Source organism: Streptomyces monashensis (assembly GCF_001866665.1).
GTDB lineage: Bacteria > Actinomycetota > Actinomycetes > Streptomycetales > Streptomycetaceae > Streptomyces > Streptomyces monashensis.
This window is the reverse complement of record NZ_MLYO01000007.1, coordinates 46411-68622: the sequence shown is the minus strand read 5'-3', so window position 1 is coordinate 68622 and position 22212 is coordinate 46411. Positions and strand designations below refer to the sequence as shown.

Below are 22212 nucleotides of genomic sequence, written 5' to 3'. Positions count from 1 at the left end.
CTCTCCGCCCACTACTTCAGCGAGGAGCTGGAGAACACCCTCAAGAAGAGCAAGGCGGGCGACGAGGGCCTGTTCACCCTGTGGACCAGCCGCGAGACCGACCCCCACGACCCGCATCCCACTCCGCGCGAACTCCTCCCTCGGCTCCGCGGTGAGTACCTGGCCACCGTGCGCCCCTTCCTGGCCTCCCGCGCCCAGCAGGAAGAACTCGGCAGCACCTACGACGACCCCACGGGCGAGTGGGCCGAGCGCCTCACCACCTGGCACAGCGCCGTCCTCAAGGCCCTCGGCTACGGCGGTGACCGGCCGGAGCCGATCACTGTGCACAACGCGGGCAAGGAGTACGAACTCCAGGTCGCCTGGCACGGAGACGGCATCCTCGCGGTCGACTGCGGCTGGACCGCCAAGCTCGACGACGCCCTCGACCCCGACGAGGCCGGACAGCTCCTCCACCCGCTCAAGACCGCCGACGGCCTCCTCGAAGTCGGTGAGAAGCTGGCGGGCTGGCTCTTTCAGAGCGAACTGCACGAGCTTGGCGGCGATGCGCCCCGCTTTATCCTGCTGCTCTGCGGCGGCGTACTCGTCCTCGCCGACCGGGGAGCTTGGGCTGAAGGCCGCTATCTCGCCGCCAGCCTGGACGCGGCCCTCGCCCGAAACGACACGGCGAAGGCCGGCGAACTCGCCCTCCTCGCCGCTCTCTTCTCCCATGACATGCTCGCGCCCCGCCCCGACGGAAAGGGCCGACGCCTCGACGACTTGCTCAAGGCCTCCCGTGACAACGCCGTTGGCGTCAACTCCGAGCTGCGCAAGGGACTGCAGCACTCGGTCGAGATCATCGCGAACGAGGTACTCGCCCGCCTGCGCGAGGCGGAGGTCGAGCCGCGGGAGATCGAGGACCTCAAGAAGGGCCCGTTCGCCAAGCAACTCACCCGCGAATCGCTGCGCTATCTCTACCGCATCCTCTTCCTCCTCTACGCGGAGGCCCGCCCGGAGCTGGGCATCCTGCCCGCCGACGACTCGACGTACCAGACCGGGTACTCGATCGCCCGGCTGCGCGAACTGGTGGCGCGGGAGCGAAAGTTGGTCGAGGAGGACAGCAGGAATGGCTTCCACCTTTACGCCTCCCTCGACGTTCTGTTCAACAAGGTCAACTACGGCCACCGCCCGCACGGCACCGAAGCAGACGACGACAAGCTGGCCGAGGAGCGCAGCCAGCTTCGCGGACTGCGCTTCGAGCCGCTGCGCAGCGAGCTGTTCGACCCCAAGGCGATCACCCTCATCGGCCGCCGCATCCTCCACCCTCACTGGGACGAGGACGGCGACGAGCAGCCGCGATGGCTGGACCTGCGGCTACGCAACGCAGCGTTGCACCAGGTGCTGCGCCTGCTGACCATGAAGGAGGCTGGCCAGAAGGGCAGACAGGGCGGCTTCATCTCCTACCGCAACCTCGGCATCAACCAGCTCGGCGCTGTCTACGAGGGCCTGATGTCCTACACCGGCATCATCGCCAAGGACGAGCTGGCCGAGGTCGCCAAGCCTGGTGCGAAGAGGGGCGACAAGCAGCACGGCGACCCCGAGAAGGGGTCCTGGCTCATCCCTGCGGACCGGCTGAAGGACTACCGGGAGAACACGCACGTCGTGTACTCCGCCCAAGACGCCGAGCAGTACGGCCTGCGCGGCCCGAAGAAGTACGCACCAGGCACGTTCGTCTACCGTCTGGCCGGCCGTGACCGCGAGACGTCCGCCTCGTACTACACCCCTGAGTCTCTTACGAAGGTCACCGTCGAGCTTGCCCTCAAGCACCGTCTCGACCAGAAGAAGGATGCTGACGGCAACACAGTCAAGACCCGCGCGAGCGAGCTGCTGCGCTACACGATCTGCGAACCGGCCCTGGGATCCGGAGCGTTCCTCAATGAGGCAATCAACCAGGTGGCCAAGGAGTACCTGAAGCGTCGTCAGGATGAGCTGCGTGTCAGCCTGGACACGTCGAAGACGCTCGATGCCGAGCAGAAGGTGAAGGCGTACATCGCCCTTCACAACGCGTACGGGATCGACCTGAACGCCACGGGTGTGGAGCTGGCGGAGGTGTCGCTGTGGCTGAACACCATGCACCCCGGCATGCGTGCGCCGTGGTTCGGTCTGCATCTGCGGCGAGGTAACTCCCTCATCGGTGCGAGGCGTTGGGTGTACGACGCCGAGCGCATCAAGAAGGAGCGGACTATCGGCGCCCAGACGCCGACCAAGCTGCCGTTCCGGGCTGCTGGGGATGGTGCGAAGCAGTTGCTGCCGGACGGGGCTGTGCACCAGTTCCTGCTGCCCACGCCTGGTTGGGGTGCGGTCGCAGGGGCGAGCGGGGACGCGAAGAAGTTGGTGGAGCAGCTCGCCGGCACACAGGTGGAGCAGCTGAAGGCGTGGAAGAACAGCATCAAGGCCAAGCCCAAGACGACGGGCGGCAAGGGCAGCCAGCTCGCCCGGTTGCAGGCTGCGGCCCTTCGCGTCGAGTTCCTGTGGAAGCTGGTCGCCAAGCGCATGGAGCTGAGCGAGCAGGAGATCGCCCGCACCATCGATGTGTGGGGGACGGATCGCGAGGAGGACGCGGAAGAGTACGCCTTCCTCCGCCGCGACAAGCAGAACCCGGACCAGAGCCTGCCGCTGACCAAGGAGCAGGTCTTCAATGACCTCTTCGAGGCGGAGGGCTCCCCGTACTGGCGGCTCAAGCAGGTCATGGATGCGTGGTGCGCGCTGTGGTTCTGGCCTCTGGAGAAGGTGGGGCTGCTGGACGGAACGGACGCGGAGTACGAGACGGCTCCGGTGGTGACGGCGCAGGCGGGGGCCGACCTGGATGCGTTGCTGTCGTCGGTGGCCGGCCCGGCGGTGGAGGTCGAGGAGCGCGCGCCCGAGCCCACGCCTGTGCCGCGATTCCTTGAGCCCGGCCTGCTGTTCACCGTGTACGGCGACCAGATTTCCTTGGGTGAGGCTGAGAGCGACGACGCGGCTGGGAAGAAGAAGGCGGCCAAGAAGGCACGTACCTCCTCTGCCCCCAGGAAGCCCAGTGGACCGGCACGCCGCCGCGATGTCATTCCGCTGGCGGGCCTGGACGACTGGATCGCCTTCCTGGAATCCATGCTCGGCACGGGACCGGTTCCGGAGGACACCTTCGCCACGACGGTCGACTCCCTGAAGGAGTTGAAGAAGCTCGAAGACCTGATTCAGGCCGAGATGGGCATGGACGACGCCCGTAAGGCGGTTGAGACGCGGTATCCGTGGATGCGGGTCGTCCGTGATATCGCGGAGGAGCAGGGTTTCCTTCACTGGGAGTTGGACTTCGCTGGTGTCTTCACCGGCGAAGCGGGGGGCTTCGACCTTCAGGTGGGTAACCCGCCATGGGTGCGCCCGGAGTGGAAAGAGGATCCGGTCCTGGCGGAGTACGAGCCTTGGTTCATGCTCACCGATAAGCCGAAGGCGGAGGACAAGAAGCGGAAGCGGGATGCCGAACTCGCACGCGAGGAGGTGCAGGAGTACCTGCTCGGTGAGGTGACGAATACGGTGACGACGGCGTCGTACCTGGCGGCGTCACCGGTGTACCCACTCGTGGCAGGCACTCGGCCCGATCTATATCGGGCGTTCATGTGTGAGATTTGGGACCACGCCGGGCGCGGCGGGACGGCTGGGATGGTGCACCCGGACACCCACTTCGCAGGAGACAGGGAGGCTGCGCTGCGGGCGGCGGCGTACCGGCGGCTACGCGTGCACGGTGACTTCGTCAATGCGGGCAACCGCTTTTTCCCGCCCCCGGTGGGGCGGTCCAGCCACTTCGGCGTGCACATCTACGGGGCCGAAGGGGACATCTCCTTCGACTCGTTGTCATGGCTCTTTACGGTGGACGCGCTTCGGTTGTCCGCCTCCGCCGAGAGCGTCGGCGACGACCCCGGCGTGAAGTACAACGGAGACTGGGACGAGCGCCCCCACCCGAAGCGGGTCGTTCGTGTGTCCCCCGACACCCTCAAGCGGTGGCAGAAGCTTGCCGGCGATGAAGGGCCCCTGGAGCACACACGCCTGCTCACACCGGTGAGCACAGCGGAGGACACGGCGATCGACGCGCTGGGGGCCTATCCCCTACGCCTCGGTACGCCCAAGCTAAGAGTCTCCGTCGGATTCGATGAAGGCGCTTCTAAGAAGGCACAGTTCGGCCCGGGGAAGGACCAGCGACTCATCGACTACAACACCGGGATCAACGGCCAGGACGACTACCAGGCGACAGCTTGGAGCGACGTCATCCTCAAGGGGCCGCAAATCGGCGTTGCGAATCCGATGTTCAAGCAGCCCAGCCAGGGCAGCGGAGAGGTATGCGGCCTCGACCCGAAGGGGCTCGTGGACGACGCGGTACCGGAGTCCGAGTACCGGCGCGTGGCCCCGCAGGACGTGTTCGTCGGCGAACAAGATAGGTGGACTGACTGGGAGAAGTACGAGGCGCTGCTGGCGTCGCCGGAGGAGTGGGAGCAGGTCCGGCAGCAGCTCGCGGAGGGGCACGAGGTGCAGCCGGAGGACATAGAAGACGAGCGGGTCGAGAAGCTCCTGTTGGCCAAGGCCAGTAGGCCATACACCCATTACTACCGAATTGCTTGGCGAAGGATGATCGCGCCTGATACCGAACGCTCTCTCTACGTCGCATTGCTACCTCCTGGCGTATCGCACATCGACGGCATGTGTAGCGCTTCGGTTAATGACCGTCGTAGAGATGTCTTGAACGCTGGTCTGTGGGCAGGCATCCCCAGCGATTACTTGCTACGCACAAGTGGTGACAGCCACCTCAATCCCGCTCGGGCTGCAGGCATGCCTGCAGCCCATGTTGACCACCCCCTAGCCTCCGCCCTCCTCCTCCGCACCCTCCGCCTGAACGCCCTTACCACCGCCTACGCCGATCTCTGGTCAGAGCTCTACGACCCCAAGTGGCCCGGCTACGAGTCCTGGGCGATCAACTGGCCGAACCTCAAGACCGAGCTGCACAACGTCACTCCCACTTGGCAGCGCGACACCCCCCTCCGCACCGAATACGCCCGCCGGGCCGCTCTCGTCGAGATCGACGCCCTCGTCGCCGTATGGCTCGGCATCGACGCGAAAACGCTCATCGCCATGTACCGGGCCCGTTTCCCGATCATGCAGGACTTCGACCGGGTGACCTGGTTCGACGCCGAGGAGCGGAAGATCGCTGGGGATCGCTACACCTACGGCTTCGACCAGACCAAGGACCACTGGACCCAGTTCCAGGAATACCGCGAGGCCTACGAGAAGGATCCGAACACCGACGCCCCCGTCCCCGACGGGTACACCGCCCCCTTCTACAAGGCCAACCGTGAACGCGAAATGCGCCAAGCCCACGCCTACTTCAAGCAGCGCCTCGACCAAGCCGTAGCGAAGGGTCTGTGGGACCCGGAGAAGATGGAGGTCCCGACCCCGTGAGGCCCACCCTCGAAGCACAGGGACTCAAGGAGAGCCTGCTCCAGTACCTGTCCACGACGTACGGCCTCGCGGACGAAGGCGCCCGAAAAGCCCTGAACGCCTTCCTCGGGGACGAGACGACGGGCATGTTCCGCGGTCCGTACCTCCGCCTGCGTACCCCTTTCACCCCGGCCGACGACGGCTGGCAGCAGCACCTGGACTGGGTACGAACCGACGGCTGGACGCCGTACGCACACCAGGCCCGCGCCTTCGCCCGGCTCACCTCGAAGAACGGTCACACACCCCAGCCCACCCTCGTCACCACAGGCACCGGCTCCGGCAAGACGGAGTCGTTCCTTTACCCCGTGCTTGATCACTGCGCCCGAGAACGCGCGGCCGGGAACAACGGGGTCAAGGCGGTCTTCCTCTATCCGATGAACGCCCTGGCCACCGACCAGGCGGCCCGCATCAACGGACTCCTCACCGACTACGACGAGCTGAGCGGCGTGCGCGCCGGCCTGTATATCGGAGAGAAGGCGGCGACGCACTACGACCGGGTCTACACCCGCCGCCAGGACATGCAGCTGTCCCCGCCGGACATCCTGATCACCAATTACAAGATGCTCGACCTGCTCCTGCAGCGTGCCGCAGACGCGCCGCTGTGGGACGCCAGCGACATCCGCTATGTGGTCGTCGACGAGTTCCACACGTACGATGGCGCGCAGGGCACCGACGTCGCCATGCTGCTGCGCCGCCTCGCTATCGCCGTCGATGCCAACCAGCCTGGCAAGCCGCTCGGCTCGATCACCCCCGTCGCCACCTCCGCGACCCTCGCCTCCGGCACCGATGAGGATGGGGTACGCCAACTCCTCTCCGTGGCCACCAACATCTTCGGCACGGAGTTCACCGAGGACGCGATCGTCGGCGAGGACCGACTGTCGGTCGACGAATTCATCCTCGGCGAGGACGAGTCGATCCCGGACGCGCGATTCCTCCCTGGCCAGGCCACGCCCCCCGAGACACTTACCGCCCTGTCGGACCCGGCGTCCGGCCTGAAACAGCTCGCGGACCTCGCCGAGGCCGTGACCGGAAGCCGGATCACCGACCCGGTCGCCCTCGGTGCCGCGCTCAAGCGCAACCGGCTCACCTACGCCGTCCTGAACGCCTTTGACGGCACGGTGCGCACTTACGACGAGGTGCTCGATGTGATGCGCCGCAGTGGGGCGAAGAGCTGGGACGAGGCGATCACGACGCGGCCGCAGATCGCCGCGCTGGCACTCGCCCGCTTCGTGGCCCTACTGTCCGTGGCGCGCGACCCGGACGCGCCGGCCGAGCTCGGCCGCCCCTTCGTCCAGGTCGAGGTTCACCAGTGGGCACGGTCCGTCACCCGCATGCTGCGTGGCGTACTGCCGTGGCCGAAGGCCGAGTTCGCGTGGGATACGGCCGGGGCGCAGAACCAGTCGCGTACGACGCCCAACACCACCACCTCCCGCGACACCAAGGTCTTCCTGCCTGCGGTGTACTGCCGCGAGTGCGGGCGTTCCGGGTGGTCGGTCCTCGCCCCCGAGTCGGACTTCGAGGAGCTGAACTTCGAGGCCCACAAGATCCGCCGAGCCACCGTCACCGCCGAGAAGGCCAAGGTGCGCACTCTGGTGGCGGCCACCGACAACGAGGCTCGTGAGGGCAATGGCCGTACCGCGATGGACCCGGCGGCGCAGAGGTCGCTGACCACCGGCGGCGCGGGCGTGCTCATGGTGCTCGATGGTCTATCCCAGCGTCTGCGTCTTCCCGATCCGCAGGGCGACTATGACGACGAGGGTAACCCGGCTCCCGCCAGCCCTGACTCTGCCTTCGTCCTCGTCCAGCTCGGTGACACGGCGGAGCGTGCCGCCAAGGACGACTGGTGCCCGGCCTGTGGCACGCACAACGCGATCCGCTTCGTCGGTACGGGTGCCGCCGCTCTCGCCGCTGCCTCCGTCACCCAGCTGTTCACCAGCGGGGAGATGGACAAGAAGCAGCGTGAGACGAAGACGCTGATGTTCAACGACTCGGTGCAGGACGCCGCGCACCGGGCCGGATTCGTCGCCTCCCGCTCGTACACCTTCTCCTTGCGGGCCCTGTTTACCAAGCACCTGAGCGAGCAGCGGCCCAGCGCGCTCAACGACCTCGTCGCCGACGTCGTCGCGGCCACCACCGACCGTGAGACACTCGCCGCCGTCGTCCCGCCGGACCTGCACGACGACACGGGTGTGGCGCGTCTGCTGTCGGGCGCGGGGCGGGGCGGGGACCGGAAGACCTGGGATCTGATCGGTGAACGGTTCGCGTTCGAGGCCGTGATGGAGTTCGGCCACCGCTCCCGCAACGGCCGTACCCTCGAACTGACCCGTACCGCAGCCGCATGGGTGGACATCCCCGACGAGCAGGCGGCCGTGGCGCTCGTGCGCGCTGCTCATGAGGATGCCGCCCACCGCGGGTTGACGCTCACCGAACACGATGACGCCCGCTATATGGCGTTCCTACGCGGCCTGTTGGAGCGGCTGCGTACGCGGGGGGCGGTCGGGCACCGGTGGCTGGAGAAGTTCCTCGACGAGGCGGGCACCAGCCGTTACTTCATCTGGGGCGGTCGCCCACGCGGCATGAAGGCCTTCCCCAAGGGGGTGTCCGCGCCGACCTTCCTGCTCGCGCGGCCCAAGCCGAGCAGCGAGTTCGACTTCGCCGCGGGACGTCTGTCCTGGTACCAGACCTGGGCCCAGCGCTGCCTCGACATGACGCGCGAACAGGCCGACGAGTTCTGGGTACGGTTGCTGCCGCAGCTCACCGATGCCGGGCTGCTCGCCGCGCGCACCCCGAGCGACTCGGCCGCCTGCCTGTACGGCCTTCAACCAGGCGCCATCCGGCTGCAGTTGCTGACCAACGCCCAGGTCAACGAGGCGTATGTGCGCTGCCCGAAGTGTTTCTGGGAGCAGACCGTCCATCCCTCGCTGCTGGCGCAGTATCACGGGCAGCCTTGCCAGGCGTATCGCTGTGCGAAGGGGCGGCTGGTCGCTGGTGATAGGTGGCTGGAGACCGTGGACCGGCACGACCGGGACCGAGACTACCGTGACGATTACTACCGCAGCCTGTACCGGCGAGCCGGCACCTACCAGGTCATCACTGCCGAGCACACCGGTCTGCTCTCCCGCGGCAAGCGCGAACGCGTCGAGGACGCCTTCCGCAACGGCGAGGGATTCAATGACCCCAATGTGCTGTCCTGCACGCCCACCCTGGAGATGGGCATCGACATCGGCGACCTGTCTGCCGTCGTCCTCGGCGCCCTGCCACGCCGCCCGGCCAATTACGCCCAGCAGGCGGGCCGGGCCGGACGCCGCACCGGCAACGCCTTCCTGCTGACCATCCCCGACCGCAAGCGCCGCGACCTGTACTTCCTCGACCGGCCACGGGACATGATCGACGGGCGGATCGTGCCGCCGGGCTCGTATCTGTCGGCCATCGAGATCCTGCGTCGCCAGTACACCGCCCACCTTCTCGATCTCGCGGCGCGTGGCCGGCTGCTGCGCGAGGACGGCAGGCCGCTGGCCGCGCTGTCACGCCGGGTCGACGAGCTCTTCGGCCCCTCCGGCTACCTCGCCGACTTCACCGGCGCCGCCCTCGCCCACGGCGAGGAACTCGTCGCCGACTTCCTCGCCCTGTTCCCGACCGGCGTGAGCGACACCGCCAAGGCGGAGCTGGAGAAGTACGCGGTCCGCGGCATCCGGAGCGCGATCGAGAAGGCCGAGCGGGAGTGGGAGCGCGAGAACCAGAAGCTACGTACCCGTATCCGTACGATCCGTTCCGCGATCGACGAGCTCAAGGACGGAGACGAAGAACAGGCGAGTACGAAGGCGGAGTTGGAGGCCGAGCTCGGCGCCATTTCCAAGCAGGGTGCTACGCGCCAGCGTCAGCCCTCGCAGAGCGTGCTGTGCGACCTCGGCCTGTTGCCGAACTACGCCCTCATCGACGCCACGACCACCCTCGACGCCACCGTCTTCTGGCCCGAGGGCACCACACCGGAAGGCCGGCCCCGCTACAAGTCGAAGTCGTTCTCCTACGGGCGACCGCGCGGCTTCGCCCTGTCCGAACTCGCCCCTGGCAACACTTTCTATGCCGAGGGCTACAAGCACCGGATCACCGGTATCGACATCGTCACCGGCCGGGACCAGGACTGGCGCCACTGGCGCTTCTGCCCTTCGTGCGGCTACGTCCGCACCGAGAACGCCGAGAACGACATCACGCCCTGCCCGCGCTGCGGGGAGGCGGGCATCGCCGACTCCGGCAGCCTGTGGCAGATCGTCCAGCCCAGTGTCGTGACGGCCCGTGACAAGCGGGAGGACGCCAGGATCGGCGACGAGAGCGACGATCGCGACCGCCGCTTCTACACCGTCGTCGACATGGTCGACATCGCCCCCAAGGACTTCGCGGTGGGCAAGTCCTGGCGGCACACCAAAGAGATCTTCGGCGTCGACTACACCCGCCGTGCCGTCATCCGCCGCATCAACGCCGGACCGCTCAGCATCGGCGCCCAGGAGAACGAGCAGCTCGCCGGGAAGCCAGTGCGCATCGCCCCCTTCCACGTGTGCACCGCCTGCGGAGCCGCGAGCGCCGACGGCCGACCGGTCTTCGACGACGACCGGGACGCCGTCGACAACTCCGCCAACCGCCAGCGCGAACTCAAGCACCACACCCCCTGGTGCCCGCTGCGGCGCGGCAAGAAGGGCGTACCCCAGGAACCGGTCCTGCTCGCCCACGAGCTGGAGACCGAAGCGTTGCGCATCCTGCTGCCGGCCGCGACCGTCCTCGTCGAGGAGAAGGTCCACTCCTTCCAGGCGGCCCTGCGCCTGGGCGTGGACGGCGCCTTCGGCGGCGACCCGCAGCATCTCGCCACCACGCTCGCCACCATGCCGGACCGCGACACCGCGGAGAAACGGCACTTCCTGGTCCTGTACGACCGTCTCCCGCACGGCACTGGCTACCTCGACAGGCTCACCGACCCTGCCGCCTTCCGTCAGGTGCTGGAGGGCGCACGCCGGCTGCTCGTGGAGTGCCCCTGCAACGAGGAGGGCGGGCCGGCCTGCCACCGCTGTCTGTACCTCTACGCCGACGAGCAGTACATCGAGCGCGTCTCCCGCCAGGCCGCCCTGGAGATCCTCGATGAACTCCTGGGCACGGACACCGACGCCTGGGACACCAAGAAGGTCGGCAACACCGATCAGATCGGTCTGGACGGGCAGGTCGAGTCCGATCTGGAGGCACGCTTCCTCAAGGCCCTGCGCGGGTGGGCCGGACAGCGCGGCGACGCCGTGCTGGAGGAGAGCGGCGACAACAGCGCCTATCTGCGCCTGGACGAGGTCGGCACCGTGCACGGCTGGCGGCTCACCGCCCAGCGCAACGAGGGTTACACCCGTACCGACTTCACCTTCGAACGCGTCGACGGCCCCAAGCAGAAGATCACCGTCTACCTCGACGGACACCGCTTCCACGCCACCCGCCAGCACAACCGGCTCGCCGGCGACGCCGACAAGCGCAACCGGCTCCGGGCCGAGGGGCGAATCGTCTTCCAGCTCACCTGGGACGACCTCGACGCCTTCGAGCGGCAGACGAACACGGCCGAGTCCGCCGCGGGGCGCGAGGCGGCCGAGCCGGTGTGGCCGCCGTACCCCCGCAGCGCCCAGGACATCGCCAAGCAGCTCTACGCCGACCGTGGCGGCGACGACCTCGCGACCACCGCCTTCACCGACCCGATGACCATGCTCCTCGCCTACCTGCGCAGCCCGGACGACGCGGCCTGGGGCAAGCGGGCATCAGCCATGGTCGGCGGGCTCCTCGGGACCAGCCAGGAAATCCTCGTCGGCAACGGCACGCCCGACCAGACGCGTCAGACGCTCAGCGGGCTCCTCGATGCCTGGGGCCGCACCGACGGCATCGACCCGGCGCCCGTCCAGGGCACTGGCACACTCAACCTGTTCCAGACCTGCGACCAGTCCGGTCTCCCCGTCGCCTTCCTCGTCGATGCGGTCACCGGCCACTGGTCCGCACTGGCCTGCCTCGACGACACCGCACACGACCAGCTCGGCACGCCCGAACACAAGGCGCGCTGGCGCTCCTGGCTCCAGTGGTCCAACATCCTGCAGTTCCTTGCCCACGACGGCGGCGACGGCATTCAACTCACCACAGCCACCGCAGCCGGATTCGACATCTCGGTCCTCAAGGCCTTCGGCGGCCTCGGTGAACTCGAATCCCTCGTGGTTAGGTACGGCACCGGCACACCCGCACCGCGGCCCGTACCCGCGGATGCCTCCAACGAGACTCCTCTCGAAGCAGCAGTGCGGGATCTGCTGTGGGACCGGGAGATCCTCGAATACCTCGACGAGGACGAACCCGACGCCCCCCTCACCCGCCTCGCCCACGCCTTGGCCGACGGCGGCAAGAAAGCCCCCGCTTACGGCTACGAACTCGGCGAACGCCGTTGGCTCGCCGACTTCGTCTGGGACCACGGCGATCCGCGCATCGCCGTCATGGCCGAGCCGTACGACCAGGAGGACGAGGAGAACGACAAGACCTGGAGCGCCTACCGCGACGCTGGGTTCACCATCCGCTCGGCCGGCGACTGGCTGGCCGATCTCGACGCTCTGCTGACCGTGCTCCCCGACGCCACCGCCCGTCCCGACTCCGAAGAACAGAGTGCCGCACGATGACCGCACGCCTGAGCCTCTACCAGAAGGCTGAAAACGAGCTCTACAAGATGGACTCGTCGGTCAAGACGAAGTTCTACGACTTCTGCCACCAGTTCCGCCTCGACCCCGATCATCCCAGCCTCGACCTCATCCCTCTCAAGGGCGACGGCCGGATCTTCCGCGCCAAGATCGACCGTTCGTACCGGGCGCTCCTGGCTCGGGCGGGCGTCGGCGCCGATGGCGTCCAGCAGTGGTTGATCGTCGCCGTCCGCCACCGTAAGGACGTCTACGAAGAACTCACCGTCGCCATCAACCGGATCACCGGCGAGATCGAGTTCGTTGACCTCGGCGTCGTCGGTCAGAGTGTCCTCCAGCGCGCGGGGCTCCAGCTCACGCCGGCCCCGGATGAGCCCACCGCACCGGCCGAGTCCACGCCGGCCCCCGGCGTGACACAGCAACCCGCCGCCCCCGCCGAACCGCTCCTCGTCGGCTGCACGCCCGAGGACCTGCGTCGGCTCGGCGTCGCCGACGCCCTCATCGGCCCCGCCCTCGCTGTCACGACCGACGAGGAACTCGACCAGCTCATCGCCGGCGCTCCGCGCCTGACCGCCGAGGTCCTCACCGGCCTCGGCTCCGGCATGTCTGTCGACGAGGTCGAGCGTGAGATCACCCAGCCTGCCTCCACCGAGCTCGAACCGGGCTTCGAGAACGACATGGCAGCGGCCCTCACCCGTACCGCGGTCACCACAGTCGATGACGACATCCGCAACGTGCTGGCCGAGGGCGACTTCCGTGCCTGGAAGGTCTATCTCCACCCCACGCAGCGCAAGATCGTCGAACGGAACTACAGCGGTCCCGGCCGGGTCAGCGGCGGCCCCGGCACTGGCAAGACCATCGTCGCCCTGCACCGGGTCGCCCGCCTCGCCGCAGCTCTGCCGCCCGGCCACGGTAAGCCGATCCTGCTGACCACGTACACCAAGAACCTCACTGCCGACCTGCGCTCCCGGCTCACCTCGCTCATGGACCCGGCGCTGCTCGGCCGGATCGACATCAAGCACATCGATCAGCTCGCCCAGAGCGTCCTGAACGAGAACACCGCGCCCGGCGCGCAGCGGAGTCTGATCACTGACGACCGGGCCCTGGACGTGCTGCGAGAAGTCCTCTTCGAACATGATGAGCAGCGCTGGGATGCCGAATTCCTCTTCGACGAATGGGAGCAGATCGTCCTGGGCCAGTCACTAGGCACCCGTCAGGACTACTTCAAGGCCCGTCGTGCCGGTATGGGCCGCGCCCTCAACCGCCCCGAACGCGCCGCCATCTGGAAGCTGCTCGACCAGTTCACCCTGCGCCTCAACGGCATGGGCCGGGAGACCTGGGCCCAGGCCGCCGAGCGCGCGGCCCGCTACGAGATGGAACGCGCCCGCAAGATCCAGATCCGGGCCGAGCGCAAGGCGGACATCGGCGGCGGTGACCTGGCCCACCTCGATGACAACAGCTCCGCGATGCGCTACCTGCGTCACCGCTACCGGCACATCGTCGTCGACGAGGCCCAGGACCTCAGCCCCGCCCACTGGAAGATGCTGCGCGCCATGGTCGCGGCCGGCCCGGACGACCTGTTCATCGCCAGTGACACCCACCAGCGGATCTACGACCGGCAAGTCACCCTTTCCACTGTCGGCATCAACATCCGTGGCCGCTCCTCGAAGCTGACGCTGAGCTACCGCACCACCCAGGAGATCCTCGACCAGGCTGCCAAGGTCGTCCGCGGGGGCACCTATGACGACCTCGACGACGGAACCGACACCCTCGACGGCTACCACTCCCTGCTGCACGGGCCAGCCCCCGAGTATGTCGCCTGCGCCGACTGGACCGACGAGATCACTCAGCTTGCCGAGGCCCTCAAGCAGTGGCGCGCGGACATCACCCAGCCGGGTAAAGACGGCACCGTACGCGACCCGAGCGGCACCATGGCCGTCTGCGTCGCCGACGGTGACATGGCAGGCCGGGTCGCCGCCGACCTGGAGACGAAGCACGGCATCACCACAGCGACCCTCACCAAGGAAGGCCCGCAGGGCGGCGGCGAGGTCCACATCGGAACGATGCACCGCTTCAAGGGACTTGAGTACCAGAAGCTCGCGGTCATCGGCGCGAGCGACGGCATCCTGCCCCGCACCGCCCTCATCGAGCAGCACGCAACCACCGACCCCAACCGCTACGAACGCGAGCTCAAGAAGAGCCGCAACCAGCTCTTCGTCGCCACCACCCGAGCCCGCGACGCGCTGCGTATCTCCTGGCACGGCAGGCCCAGCCCGTTCCTGCCGTTGTAGGCCTGGTCGGAGTCTGTGCCGCTGCGACCACCGCCATGGGGCAGCGCCGCTGTGGACGCTTCCCGTGGGTCGAGGGCGGTTACGTACAGCAGCGCGGAACCAGATGCCCACACCACTCTGGGGAGATCTCCGCGACGGACACTGAAGCGAACGAGAGACGAATCCGGAGGATGCTCGTCTCAGGCGATAGAGCCACAGCGATGCGGAGGGTGTGGCACCCTCGATGCCAGCTGGGCCTGTCGCTCCCCCCGTGGCGGCAGGCCGGCCCTCAGATAGCCTGCAGTACCTCCCGGACTGTCGAGACCGAGAGTGTGCCTGTGTTCGGCCCGTTGTTCTGGCAGTCATCTGAGGGGACGACGAGGCTTGTCGCGTGCCTGATTCCCCGCAGGCCCCGATCTGCGTGGAAGAAGCACGTCTCCCTTAGCAGGGGCAGAACAGGAGAGTGGGGGAGCGAGTCGAACTCGCTCCCCCACTCTCTACCGCTTGTCAGTCCTGGGCGCGGGCCCTCAGCCAGCGCTCGGCAGTCGTCGCGTTCATCGTGTAGAAGAACTCCGACTTGAGATCCGGCTCGCTGGTCGGTGCCTCAGCCCATGTCATAGGCCAGTTACGACGCTTGTAGTGCTTGCGCACGGCGCGAGTGAAGGCCGCGAGATTGCCCTGCAGGCTCTTCTTCTCCATGCCCAGGTGATGAGCGAGCGAGGTGTAGCTCACTCGCGTGTCGGGCTCCTTCGCCAGAAGGTCGAGGACACGGGTGATCGCCTGCACCGAGCTCAGCGGTTCGATTACGAGCCGACGGAAGTCCTCCACGGTCCACTCGACCACCGGGAGCGGATCGCCGTCCGACGAATCTGCCGACGGAGTCGTTGGCGGCCCCAGAGGGGGCTCCACGGGCGGAACCGTGGAGACGGGGGAAGTAGCAGCAGTGGCTCCAGTCAGCTCAGCGAGATAGGCGTACACCTGCGTGACGTACTGGCTCGGCACGGGCACCGAGATGAACTGCGGCTGGGGTTCCTGCGACATGAATCCTCCCCGGGGCTGTCAGCCAGTCCTGTTGTCTGGCGGCAGAAGCGACTCTGGCATACCAACAACCGTCACGTCTACTTGTTACTGTCATGCACTATCCGATAGTCCAGGATACTAACTCTCCTTACTGTCGGATACCGGTCCTAGGGTCAGGCGAGCGATGGCGTGCGTGACGCGACGTCAAAGTCATCGGGACGACCCTCTGGTACTGGACGCGAGCCGGCCGGGTCCTCGGTGGCTCAGACCTCCCGCTTACGCAAGTGGGCCAGGACCTCCGCCACTGGCAGTACGGTGCCGTGATGACGTACACATCGCTGCACCGGGCCCTCGGACTCCCAGCAGGCCCGGTAACGGAGGAGATGATCGCCGCTGCGGTCATCGCACAAGTAGCGGAAGCCGAGGACCTGGACTGGAAGGCAACTGTCGACGAGGTCAAAGACGGCAGGGAGTTTGCCAAGGACGTTGCGGCGATGGCGAACACGGCTGGCGGGGTCATCGTCTTCGGCGTAAGGGAGGACGGCCACGACCAGGCGGACGAACTCGTCGGGATCGCCGACCCGCGGCCTCTTGTCCAGAGTCTTCGGGGTAAGGCAGGCATGGTCCGCCCCTTTATCCCCGCGCTGCGCGTTCGGTCGGTGCCCCTGGTCAGTAAGCCGGGCCGTCATTTGATCGTGGTGGAGGTGCCGCGTAGTCCGGAAGCGCCGCATCTGGTCCCCCTGGCGAAGGACTTGAAGGACTCGTGGGGCTACCCCCGTCGTCGCGGCAGCGATACGGACTGGCTGGGGGAGAGCGACCTAGCGGTGGCCTACGCGGACCGGTTCAGCCGTCGGCGGGCCGCGGAGGACCATCTGACTACTTTGTCGACTCACCTGTCAGAGCGCCTGCTCCATCTCCCGTCGAGCATCTGGGTCGCCGTCACCACGGCGTGTTCCGTGCCCTCGGTTGCCGACACAGCCAACGCCGTTGATCCGAACACCGTGGAGCCGAGCCTCCAGGAAGCGCTGCCATTGCTCCCAGAGGCCGTCGTGCGTGAATACCTCGACGGCGGCACGGGACGGCCACGGATCGGCCTTCGCCGTGCTGTGGTAAGCACCGACATCACCTACACCGGGCAGAGCCGCAGGGGGCATCTGGAGTTGCTGCACGATGGGGCGTTTGCCGGCGCGCTGAACATGGCCCATCTCGACGAGACGGTGAACGGTCTGCGCTATCTGGTGCAGGTAAGGCTTCAGAGAGCTGTGCGGGACATGGTGACGGTCGCCGCCCTGCATGCCCAGCGGCGCCAGGCTGATGGTGTGCTGGAGGCGCGTGTCGGTATCGCCGTGCCCGGCCCGGAGACCGTAGGTCACGCCCCTGCCGTCGCCCTCACCCACCAGCGGTACATGATGGGCGACCCGCAGCCAGTGTCCGGAAGCATCACCTTGGCCACGGTCCTCCCCGTTATGAGCGAGGCGCCGCTGGCCGACCTGGTGTCATCGGAGGAGAGTCGACGCCAGTTCATCGAGCAGCTCACCCTTGATCTCGTTCATCAGTTCGCCGTAGCGTCACTCGTTCCCGGTAGCTGATCTTTGGCCGTCAGGACCACCCCAGGGCCTCCTGGCCGGGAATCTCTGTACTGCGGTTCCTGGTGCCATGGGCGAGTTTTTCGCATGGTCAGGCTCTACGGTCACGTTGGTTTGCTGCCTTGCACGTCTGGTACAAGTCGCGGTAGACCCCCGTGGAGGGCAGTGGCCTTTCTACCAGCTGTATGTAATCTTCCAATCCGCTGCCGGGGCGCAGATGCACATGGCTGAAGGCGGCGCGCACCTGCCAGGCATTGAATTCGCGAACCTCGTCCTCGTCAATTTCGACGTAGCGACTTGGTCCGTCAATAACGCGGAGTGCATACTTCGGCGAAATTGGAAGAACAATCGCGTCGGCGAAGACGTAGCCGATTCCGCCATTGACTCCGGCGTTGGGCATCCCTTTCTTGATCGTCAGGGCTGGGATGTCGCCTACGATGAATTCGCTGCCATGGGATGGCGTGAGGATCTCAATACCGTGGCCCTTCATCCAGTAACGTGTGCGCCAGTAACGGGATTCCAACATGGCACGAAACAGGATCCCCGTTTCAACCCACTTGGCGATGGGGGCGTGCAGGTCCTGAAAGGCACGTTCGCGGCTGTGACTGTCACCGCCAGGAAGGCCGAGTTGTGAGGTGGCGATGGCGTCGAGCACTGCCGGGTAACCTTGCCAGAAGCGTCTCGCCTGCTCGGCGGCGTGGAGCCAGTTGTCCTGAAACAGCGTGTAGTACTGAATGCTCCTAGCGTGATGGATGGCCACGAGGTTGCGCAGTCGATCAAGATGCACCGGATCCAGTCCATGGCCGTCGCGAACTGCGGCGAACGTTCCGCCTGCCGCGTTCTCGACTCGCCCCCAGACCGTCTCCATGGATCCCGACTCGAACTTTACGAAATCGACTATTGGAGCCTGCCCACACTCCTCAAGTCCTCGTCCCCGGATTTTGGCATGCGGGTATTCCAGATTGAGCGAATAGACCTGTGGGGCGCCGCCCTGGCCAATCGGGGCAGAAAACTGCCGGAGCATGACTCCTGACACCAGGTGTTGGGCATGCACGGAAACGCTTGCCTTCGCCCTCAATATCTCTATTCGCCTTTGGATGACGTCAGGTGTGGGTAGGGGTGGCAGCGGTCCTCGGAGCATGCGGACAGCATAGGCAACCGTGCACCTACGGAGCAGACGGAGCGGCTCCAGTCAGATACCCGCTGACCGGAGCCGCTCGTTGCCCGTCATCGTCAAGCAGTGCTCTTCTTGTCTTCCGTGCCGGCCGCTTGGGCGACTGCATATTCGGCAGGGTGAGGACCCCGGTCATTTTGGGTTATCCGGGACTGTCGCCGGATGGGGGCCGTGAGTGCGGGGCGCGAGCTGCACGACCAGTTCGGCTGCGTCGCGGGCCAGGGTCGTCCAGGACCGCCTGGTAGATGTCGCGAGTGTCCGAGCGTCTCGCTGACGACCTTGACGTCCACGCCTGCCGCCAGCATGAGTGCGGCGGCGGCATAGCGCAGATCGTGGAGTCGGCCGGTGTCTTGCCAGCCTTCTCCCCACTCCTCGCGGTCGCGTTCCTGGCGGAGCCTGTGGGCCTGGAGGACCTCGAAGGTCTCGTCGTCCAGGGCGATGAGACGGACGCCCGAATCGGTCTTGGGAGCGCCTTCGTGGATCTTTCATCCGTCCTGGACGATCTGGGTGGCGATGGCCAGGGCCTGCGCGGCGGCCGACAGGTGGAGTGCCACCGCTGAACAAGCTGTGGAGAAAGGCTGATCAGCGGCCCGGTCTCGGTGTGCGTAGGTGCCGCGAAGACCATCCCTGCAAGCACGGGGACCACTGTGCCATCTGAGCCATGAGGTAGTAGAACGGGGGCCCCGCGCGGGGAGCAGTTGACCACGACACCAGGACGGAATCCCAGACGGGGCCATCCCTGCGCCTGCGGGGATGGCCCCGGCGCGAGACGGCGGCTAGCGATGCCCTCACACTGCTCTGCGCGCCTGCGAGGGATGGCCCCACGTCGTACAGGTGCTCGTTCAGCTCGAAGTGCTCTCGGCGCCTGCGGGAGATGCTCCCAACCAGGTCGGGGCGGTCGCAGGAGGCACTGTGGGAGGCCTCACAACCCGGGTGGCCTCTCTTCTCGTCGTCAGCAGTGCCCCTCCTGGCCGGACGCCTTTGGACGACGTAATACGAGGTGGCACAGAACAACCAGCTGCACGCGCTCTGATCAGGTAAAACATCACTCAGCAGCGCGACCAGGCACCAGGTGGCGCGAACGCTCACGGTCTGGTACTGCGCAGGTCCCGGGTTCGAATGCAGTTGCCCGCGACCCCCGCGCGGGGCTCGCAAGCGCTGGACGGCCCGCTCTGAACCAGGGACTTTTCAGGGACTTTCAGCTCTGTCCCAGGGACTTTCCAGGGATTTTCCGCTGAGCAAGCGGGAAAGACCCTGACAGCTTCGAAAGACATAAAGCCCCAGTTCAGGGCCGGTTTGGTGTCGGTCGATGCCGCTCACCAGGCCGTGTCCCCGTGCAGTCCGCATGGACTGGGCGAGGAGGCGCGGATGAGGACTTGGCGGGCGCCGCGAGAGGCACCCCACGGCAGCGCCGCCATGGGTGCTGGTCCGGGTGAACTCGCCTTGGAACAGCGCCACTTGGCGGCGTCGCCGCACTCGCTAGTACGTGTAGAACCCCGACCCGGTCTTCCGGCCCAGCCGGCCCGCCTCGACCATGCGCTGCAGCAGCGGGGGAGCGGCGTACAGGGGCTCCTTGTACTCGGCGTACATCGAGCCCGCGATCGAGACGATGGTGTCCAGACCGATCAGGTCGGACAGCCGCAGCGGGCCCATGGGGTGGGCGCAGCCCATCTCCATGCCGTTGTCGATGTCCTCGCGGCTCGCGATGCCCGACTCGAACATCCGGATCGCGGACAGCAGATAGGGCACGAGCAGCGCGTTGACCACGAAGCCGGAGCGGTCCTGGGCCCGGATGGCGTGCTTGCCGAGCACCTTCTCGGCGAAGAGCTGGGCGCGGCCGAGCGTGCCCTCCGAGGTGGTCAGCGCCGGGATCAGCTCGACCAGTTTCTGCACCGGGGCCGGGTTGAAGAAGTGGATGCCGACCACGTGGTCCGGGCGGGAGGTGGCGACCGCCAGCTTCACCAGCGGGATCGAGGAGGTGTTGGAGGCCAGGATCGCGTCCGGGCGGGTCACCACCTGGTCGAGCACCTGGAAGATCTCCGTCTTCACCTGCTCGCTCTCCACCACGGCCTCGATCACCAGGTCGCGGTCGGCGAACTCGCCGAGGTCCGTGGTGAAGCTCAGGCGCGCCTGGGTGTCGTCCCGCTCCTGCTCGCTGATCTTGCCGCGCTCGGCCGCCCTGGCCAGGGAGTTGAACAGCCGGGTGCGGCCGATCTCCAGGGCCTCGCCCGTCGTCTCGGCGACCTTCACGTCCAGTCCGGCGCGGGCGCACACCTCGGCGATGCCCGCGCCCATCTGGCCGCAGCCCACGACTCCGACGCGTGCGATGTCTCCCGCTGGGATGCCCGTCACATCGACCCCTTCGCTGATCTACGGCACTCGCAGGACCCCCGGGTTTCGGTGCCTGCTCCGATCGTGCACGTTACCGCCAAGTATCGATGATCGATCGCGCGGGTGGGGGCATCCTGGAGCGCGGGACGATCCGTGACGCCGCGGATCCGGAGCGTATGGGGGTGTGCGGATGGGGCACGTGTCACGCCGGGCCTTCGCCCTGGCGGCGCTGTCGACCCTGGCCACGGCGCCCGGCGCGGCCGCTCTGCCGCGCGCCGGGGGGCCCGGGCGCCGGCCGCGGGGGAGCGCCGGGATGCGCGGCGTGTGGCTCGCGACCGTCGCCAACCGGGACTGGCCCTCACGGCCCGGTCTGCCGGCCGCCGACCAGCGCAGGGAGCTGATCGCGTATCTCGACACGGCGGCCCGGGACCGGCTCAACACCGTGATGTTCCAGGTGCGGCCCACCGCCGACGCCCTGTGGCCGTCGCCGTACGAGCCCTGGTCCGCGTATCTCACGGGCACCCAGGGGCGCGATCCCGGCTGGGACCCGCTGGGCACGGCGGTGCGCGAGGCCCACGCCCGGGGTCTGGAGCTGCACGCCTGGTGCAACCCGTACCGGATCGCGCTCGACACCGACCTGGACCGGCTCGCCCCCTCGCACCCGGCCCGCCGTCACCCCGACTGGGTGGTGGCCTACGGCGGCCGGCTCTACTACAACCCCGGTCTGCCCGAGGTCCGCGCCTTCGTCCGGCGGGCGATGCTCGACGCGGTCGCGAAGTACCCGGTGGACGCCGTCCACTTCGACGACTACTTCTACCCGTACCCGGTCGCCGGTCAGCCCTTCGACGACGACGCGGCCTTCGACCGCTACGGCGGCGCCTTCGGCAGCCGGGCCGAGTGGCGGCGGGACAACATCAACCGGCTGGTGCGGGAGACGGCCACCGGCATCAGGCGGGTGCGGCCCGGCACCCGGTTCGGCATCAGCCCCTTCGGGGTGTGGCGCAACGCCTCGACCGATCCCCGCGGCTCGGACACCCGGGCGGGCACGCAGACGTACGACGACCTGTACGCGGACACCCGCCGCTGGGTGCGCGAGCACTGGATCGACCACATCGTCCCGCAGATCTACTGGAACATCGGCTTCGCCGCCGCCGACTACGCGAAGCTGGTCGACTGGTGGGCGTCTGTCGCCGAGGGCTCCGGGACCCGGCTCTACATCGGCGAGGCCCTCTACAAGGCCGGCGCCGCCGGACAGCCCGCGGCCTGGCAGGATCCCGTCGAGCTGTCCCGGCACCTCACCCTCGCCGCGCGCCACCCGCAGGTCCGCGGGCATGTGTTCTTCGCCGCCAAGGACATGGCGGACGACCCGATCGGCGCGATGGCGCGCGTGGTCGCCGACCACTACGGGCGATCGGCGAGACCACCGCGGTGAGTCACTGCTGTCGCGCGTTCTTCTGGTGCTTGACCTGGCAGTCCGGTCCCGGCGACATGATCGCCTCGTGTCCGTCCGGGAACCGGACGCGATAGGGCGGCTCGCCCTTCTCGCCCATCACTTCGACGACTTCGGACTCCTGGTCGTGCTGGCCGACCACTCTGCCGTGCTGGACCAGCTTGTCGCCCTTGGAAGCACGCATATCGGGCCCTCC

The 22212-nt window shown here is 67.4% G+C and carries 10 protein-coding genes; 6 read left to right on the top strand and 4 right to left on the bottom strand.

Annotated features, from left to right (window positions below; all coding sequences use genetic code 11):
* The first annotated feature begins 168 nt into the window (after nucleotides 1-168).
* Genes BIV23_RS00845 through BIV23_RS00835 form a run of 3 tightly spaced genes read left to right on the top strand, consistent with a single transcriptional unit; the run spans nucleotide 169 to nucleotide 14476 of the window.
* A complete protein-coding gene (locus BIV23_RS00845) occupies nucleotides 169-5460 on the top strand; it encodes a hypothetical protein (protein ID WP_245790268.1) in 5292 nt (1763 codons plus the stop codon).
* On the top strand, nucleotides 5457-12170 hold the full coding sequence (locus BIV23_RS00840) for a DEAD/DEAH box helicase (protein WP_071378733.1): 6714 nt from the start codon (nucleotides 5457-5459) through the stop codon (nucleotides 12168-12170). Before BIV23_RS00845 ends, BIV23_RS00840 begins: the two co-directional genes overlap by 4 nt.
* On the top strand, nucleotides 12167-14476 hold the full coding sequence (locus BIV23_RS00835; protein ID WP_071378732.1) for a UvrD-helicase domain-containing protein: 2310 nt from the start codon (nucleotides 12167-12169) through the stop codon (nucleotides 14474-14476). Before BIV23_RS00840 ends, BIV23_RS00835 begins: the two co-directional genes overlap by 4 nt.
* Nucleotides 14477-14962: 486 nt before the next feature.
* Here BIV23_RS00835 and BIV23_RS00830 read toward each other — a convergent pair whose 3' ends face one another.
* Nucleotides 14963-15496 (bottom strand): hypothetical protein, encoded by a 534-nt coding sequence (locus BIV23_RS00830; protein ID WP_071378731.1) that lies wholly within the window; start codon nucleotides 15494-15496, stop codon nucleotides 14963-14965.
* A 302-nt stretch (nucleotides 15497-15798) separates the two neighbouring features.
* Here BIV23_RS00830 and BIV23_RS00825 point away from each other — a divergent pair, with 302 nt between their 5' ends.
* Entirely contained in the window at nucleotides 15799-17064 is a 1266-nt protein-coding gene (locus BIV23_RS00825) for an AlbA family DNA-binding domain-containing protein (protein ID WP_143079019.1), read from the top strand.
* 88 nt (nucleotides 17065-17152) lie between these two features.
* On the opposite strand, the gene BIV23_RS45440 is transcribed toward BIV23_RS00825, so the two are convergent.
* Complete coding sequence (locus tag BIV23_RS45440; protein ID WP_079172839.1) at nucleotides 17153-18202, bottom strand: DUF4238 domain-containing protein; 1050 nt, start codon at nucleotides 18200-18202, stop codon at nucleotides 17153-17155.
* Nucleotides 18203-18489: 287 nt separating this feature from the next.
* Between BIV23_RS45440 and BIV23_RS53775 the strand changes: the two genes are divergently transcribed.
* The gene (locus BIV23_RS53775; RefSeq protein WP_177239631.1) at nucleotides 18490-18795 is read left to right on the top strand and encodes a hypothetical protein; all 306 of its coding nucleotides are present in this window, start codon (nucleotides 18490-18492) and stop codon (nucleotides 18793-18795) included.
* A 919-nt stretch (nucleotides 18796-19714) separates the two neighbouring features.
* Here BIV23_RS53775 and BIV23_RS00810 read toward each other — a convergent pair.
* Complete coding sequence (locus tag BIV23_RS00810) at nucleotides 19715-20587, bottom strand: 3-hydroxybutyryl-CoA dehydrogenase (protein WP_079172838.1); 873 nt, start codon at nucleotides 20585-20587, stop codon at nucleotides 19715-19717.
* Between the two features lie 169 nt (nucleotides 20588-20756).
* Here BIV23_RS00810 and BIV23_RS00805 point away from each other — a divergent pair, with 169 nt between their 5' ends.
* On the top strand, nucleotides 20757-21998 hold the full coding sequence (locus tag BIV23_RS00805) for a glycoside hydrolase family 10-like protein (RefSeq protein WP_177239629.1): 1242 nt from the start codon (nucleotides 20757-20759) through the stop codon (nucleotides 21996-21998).
* A gap of 1 nt (nucleotide 21999) precedes the next feature.
* Here the strand turns inward: BIV23_RS00805 and BIV23_RS00800 are convergent, their stop codons facing one another.
* Nucleotides 22000-22200, bottom strand: coding sequence for a DUF1918 domain-containing protein (locus BIV23_RS00800; protein ID WP_071378726.1), 201 nt, complete (start codon nucleotides 22198-22200; stop codon nucleotides 22000-22002).
* Nucleotides 22201-22212 lie beyond the last annotated feature (12 nt).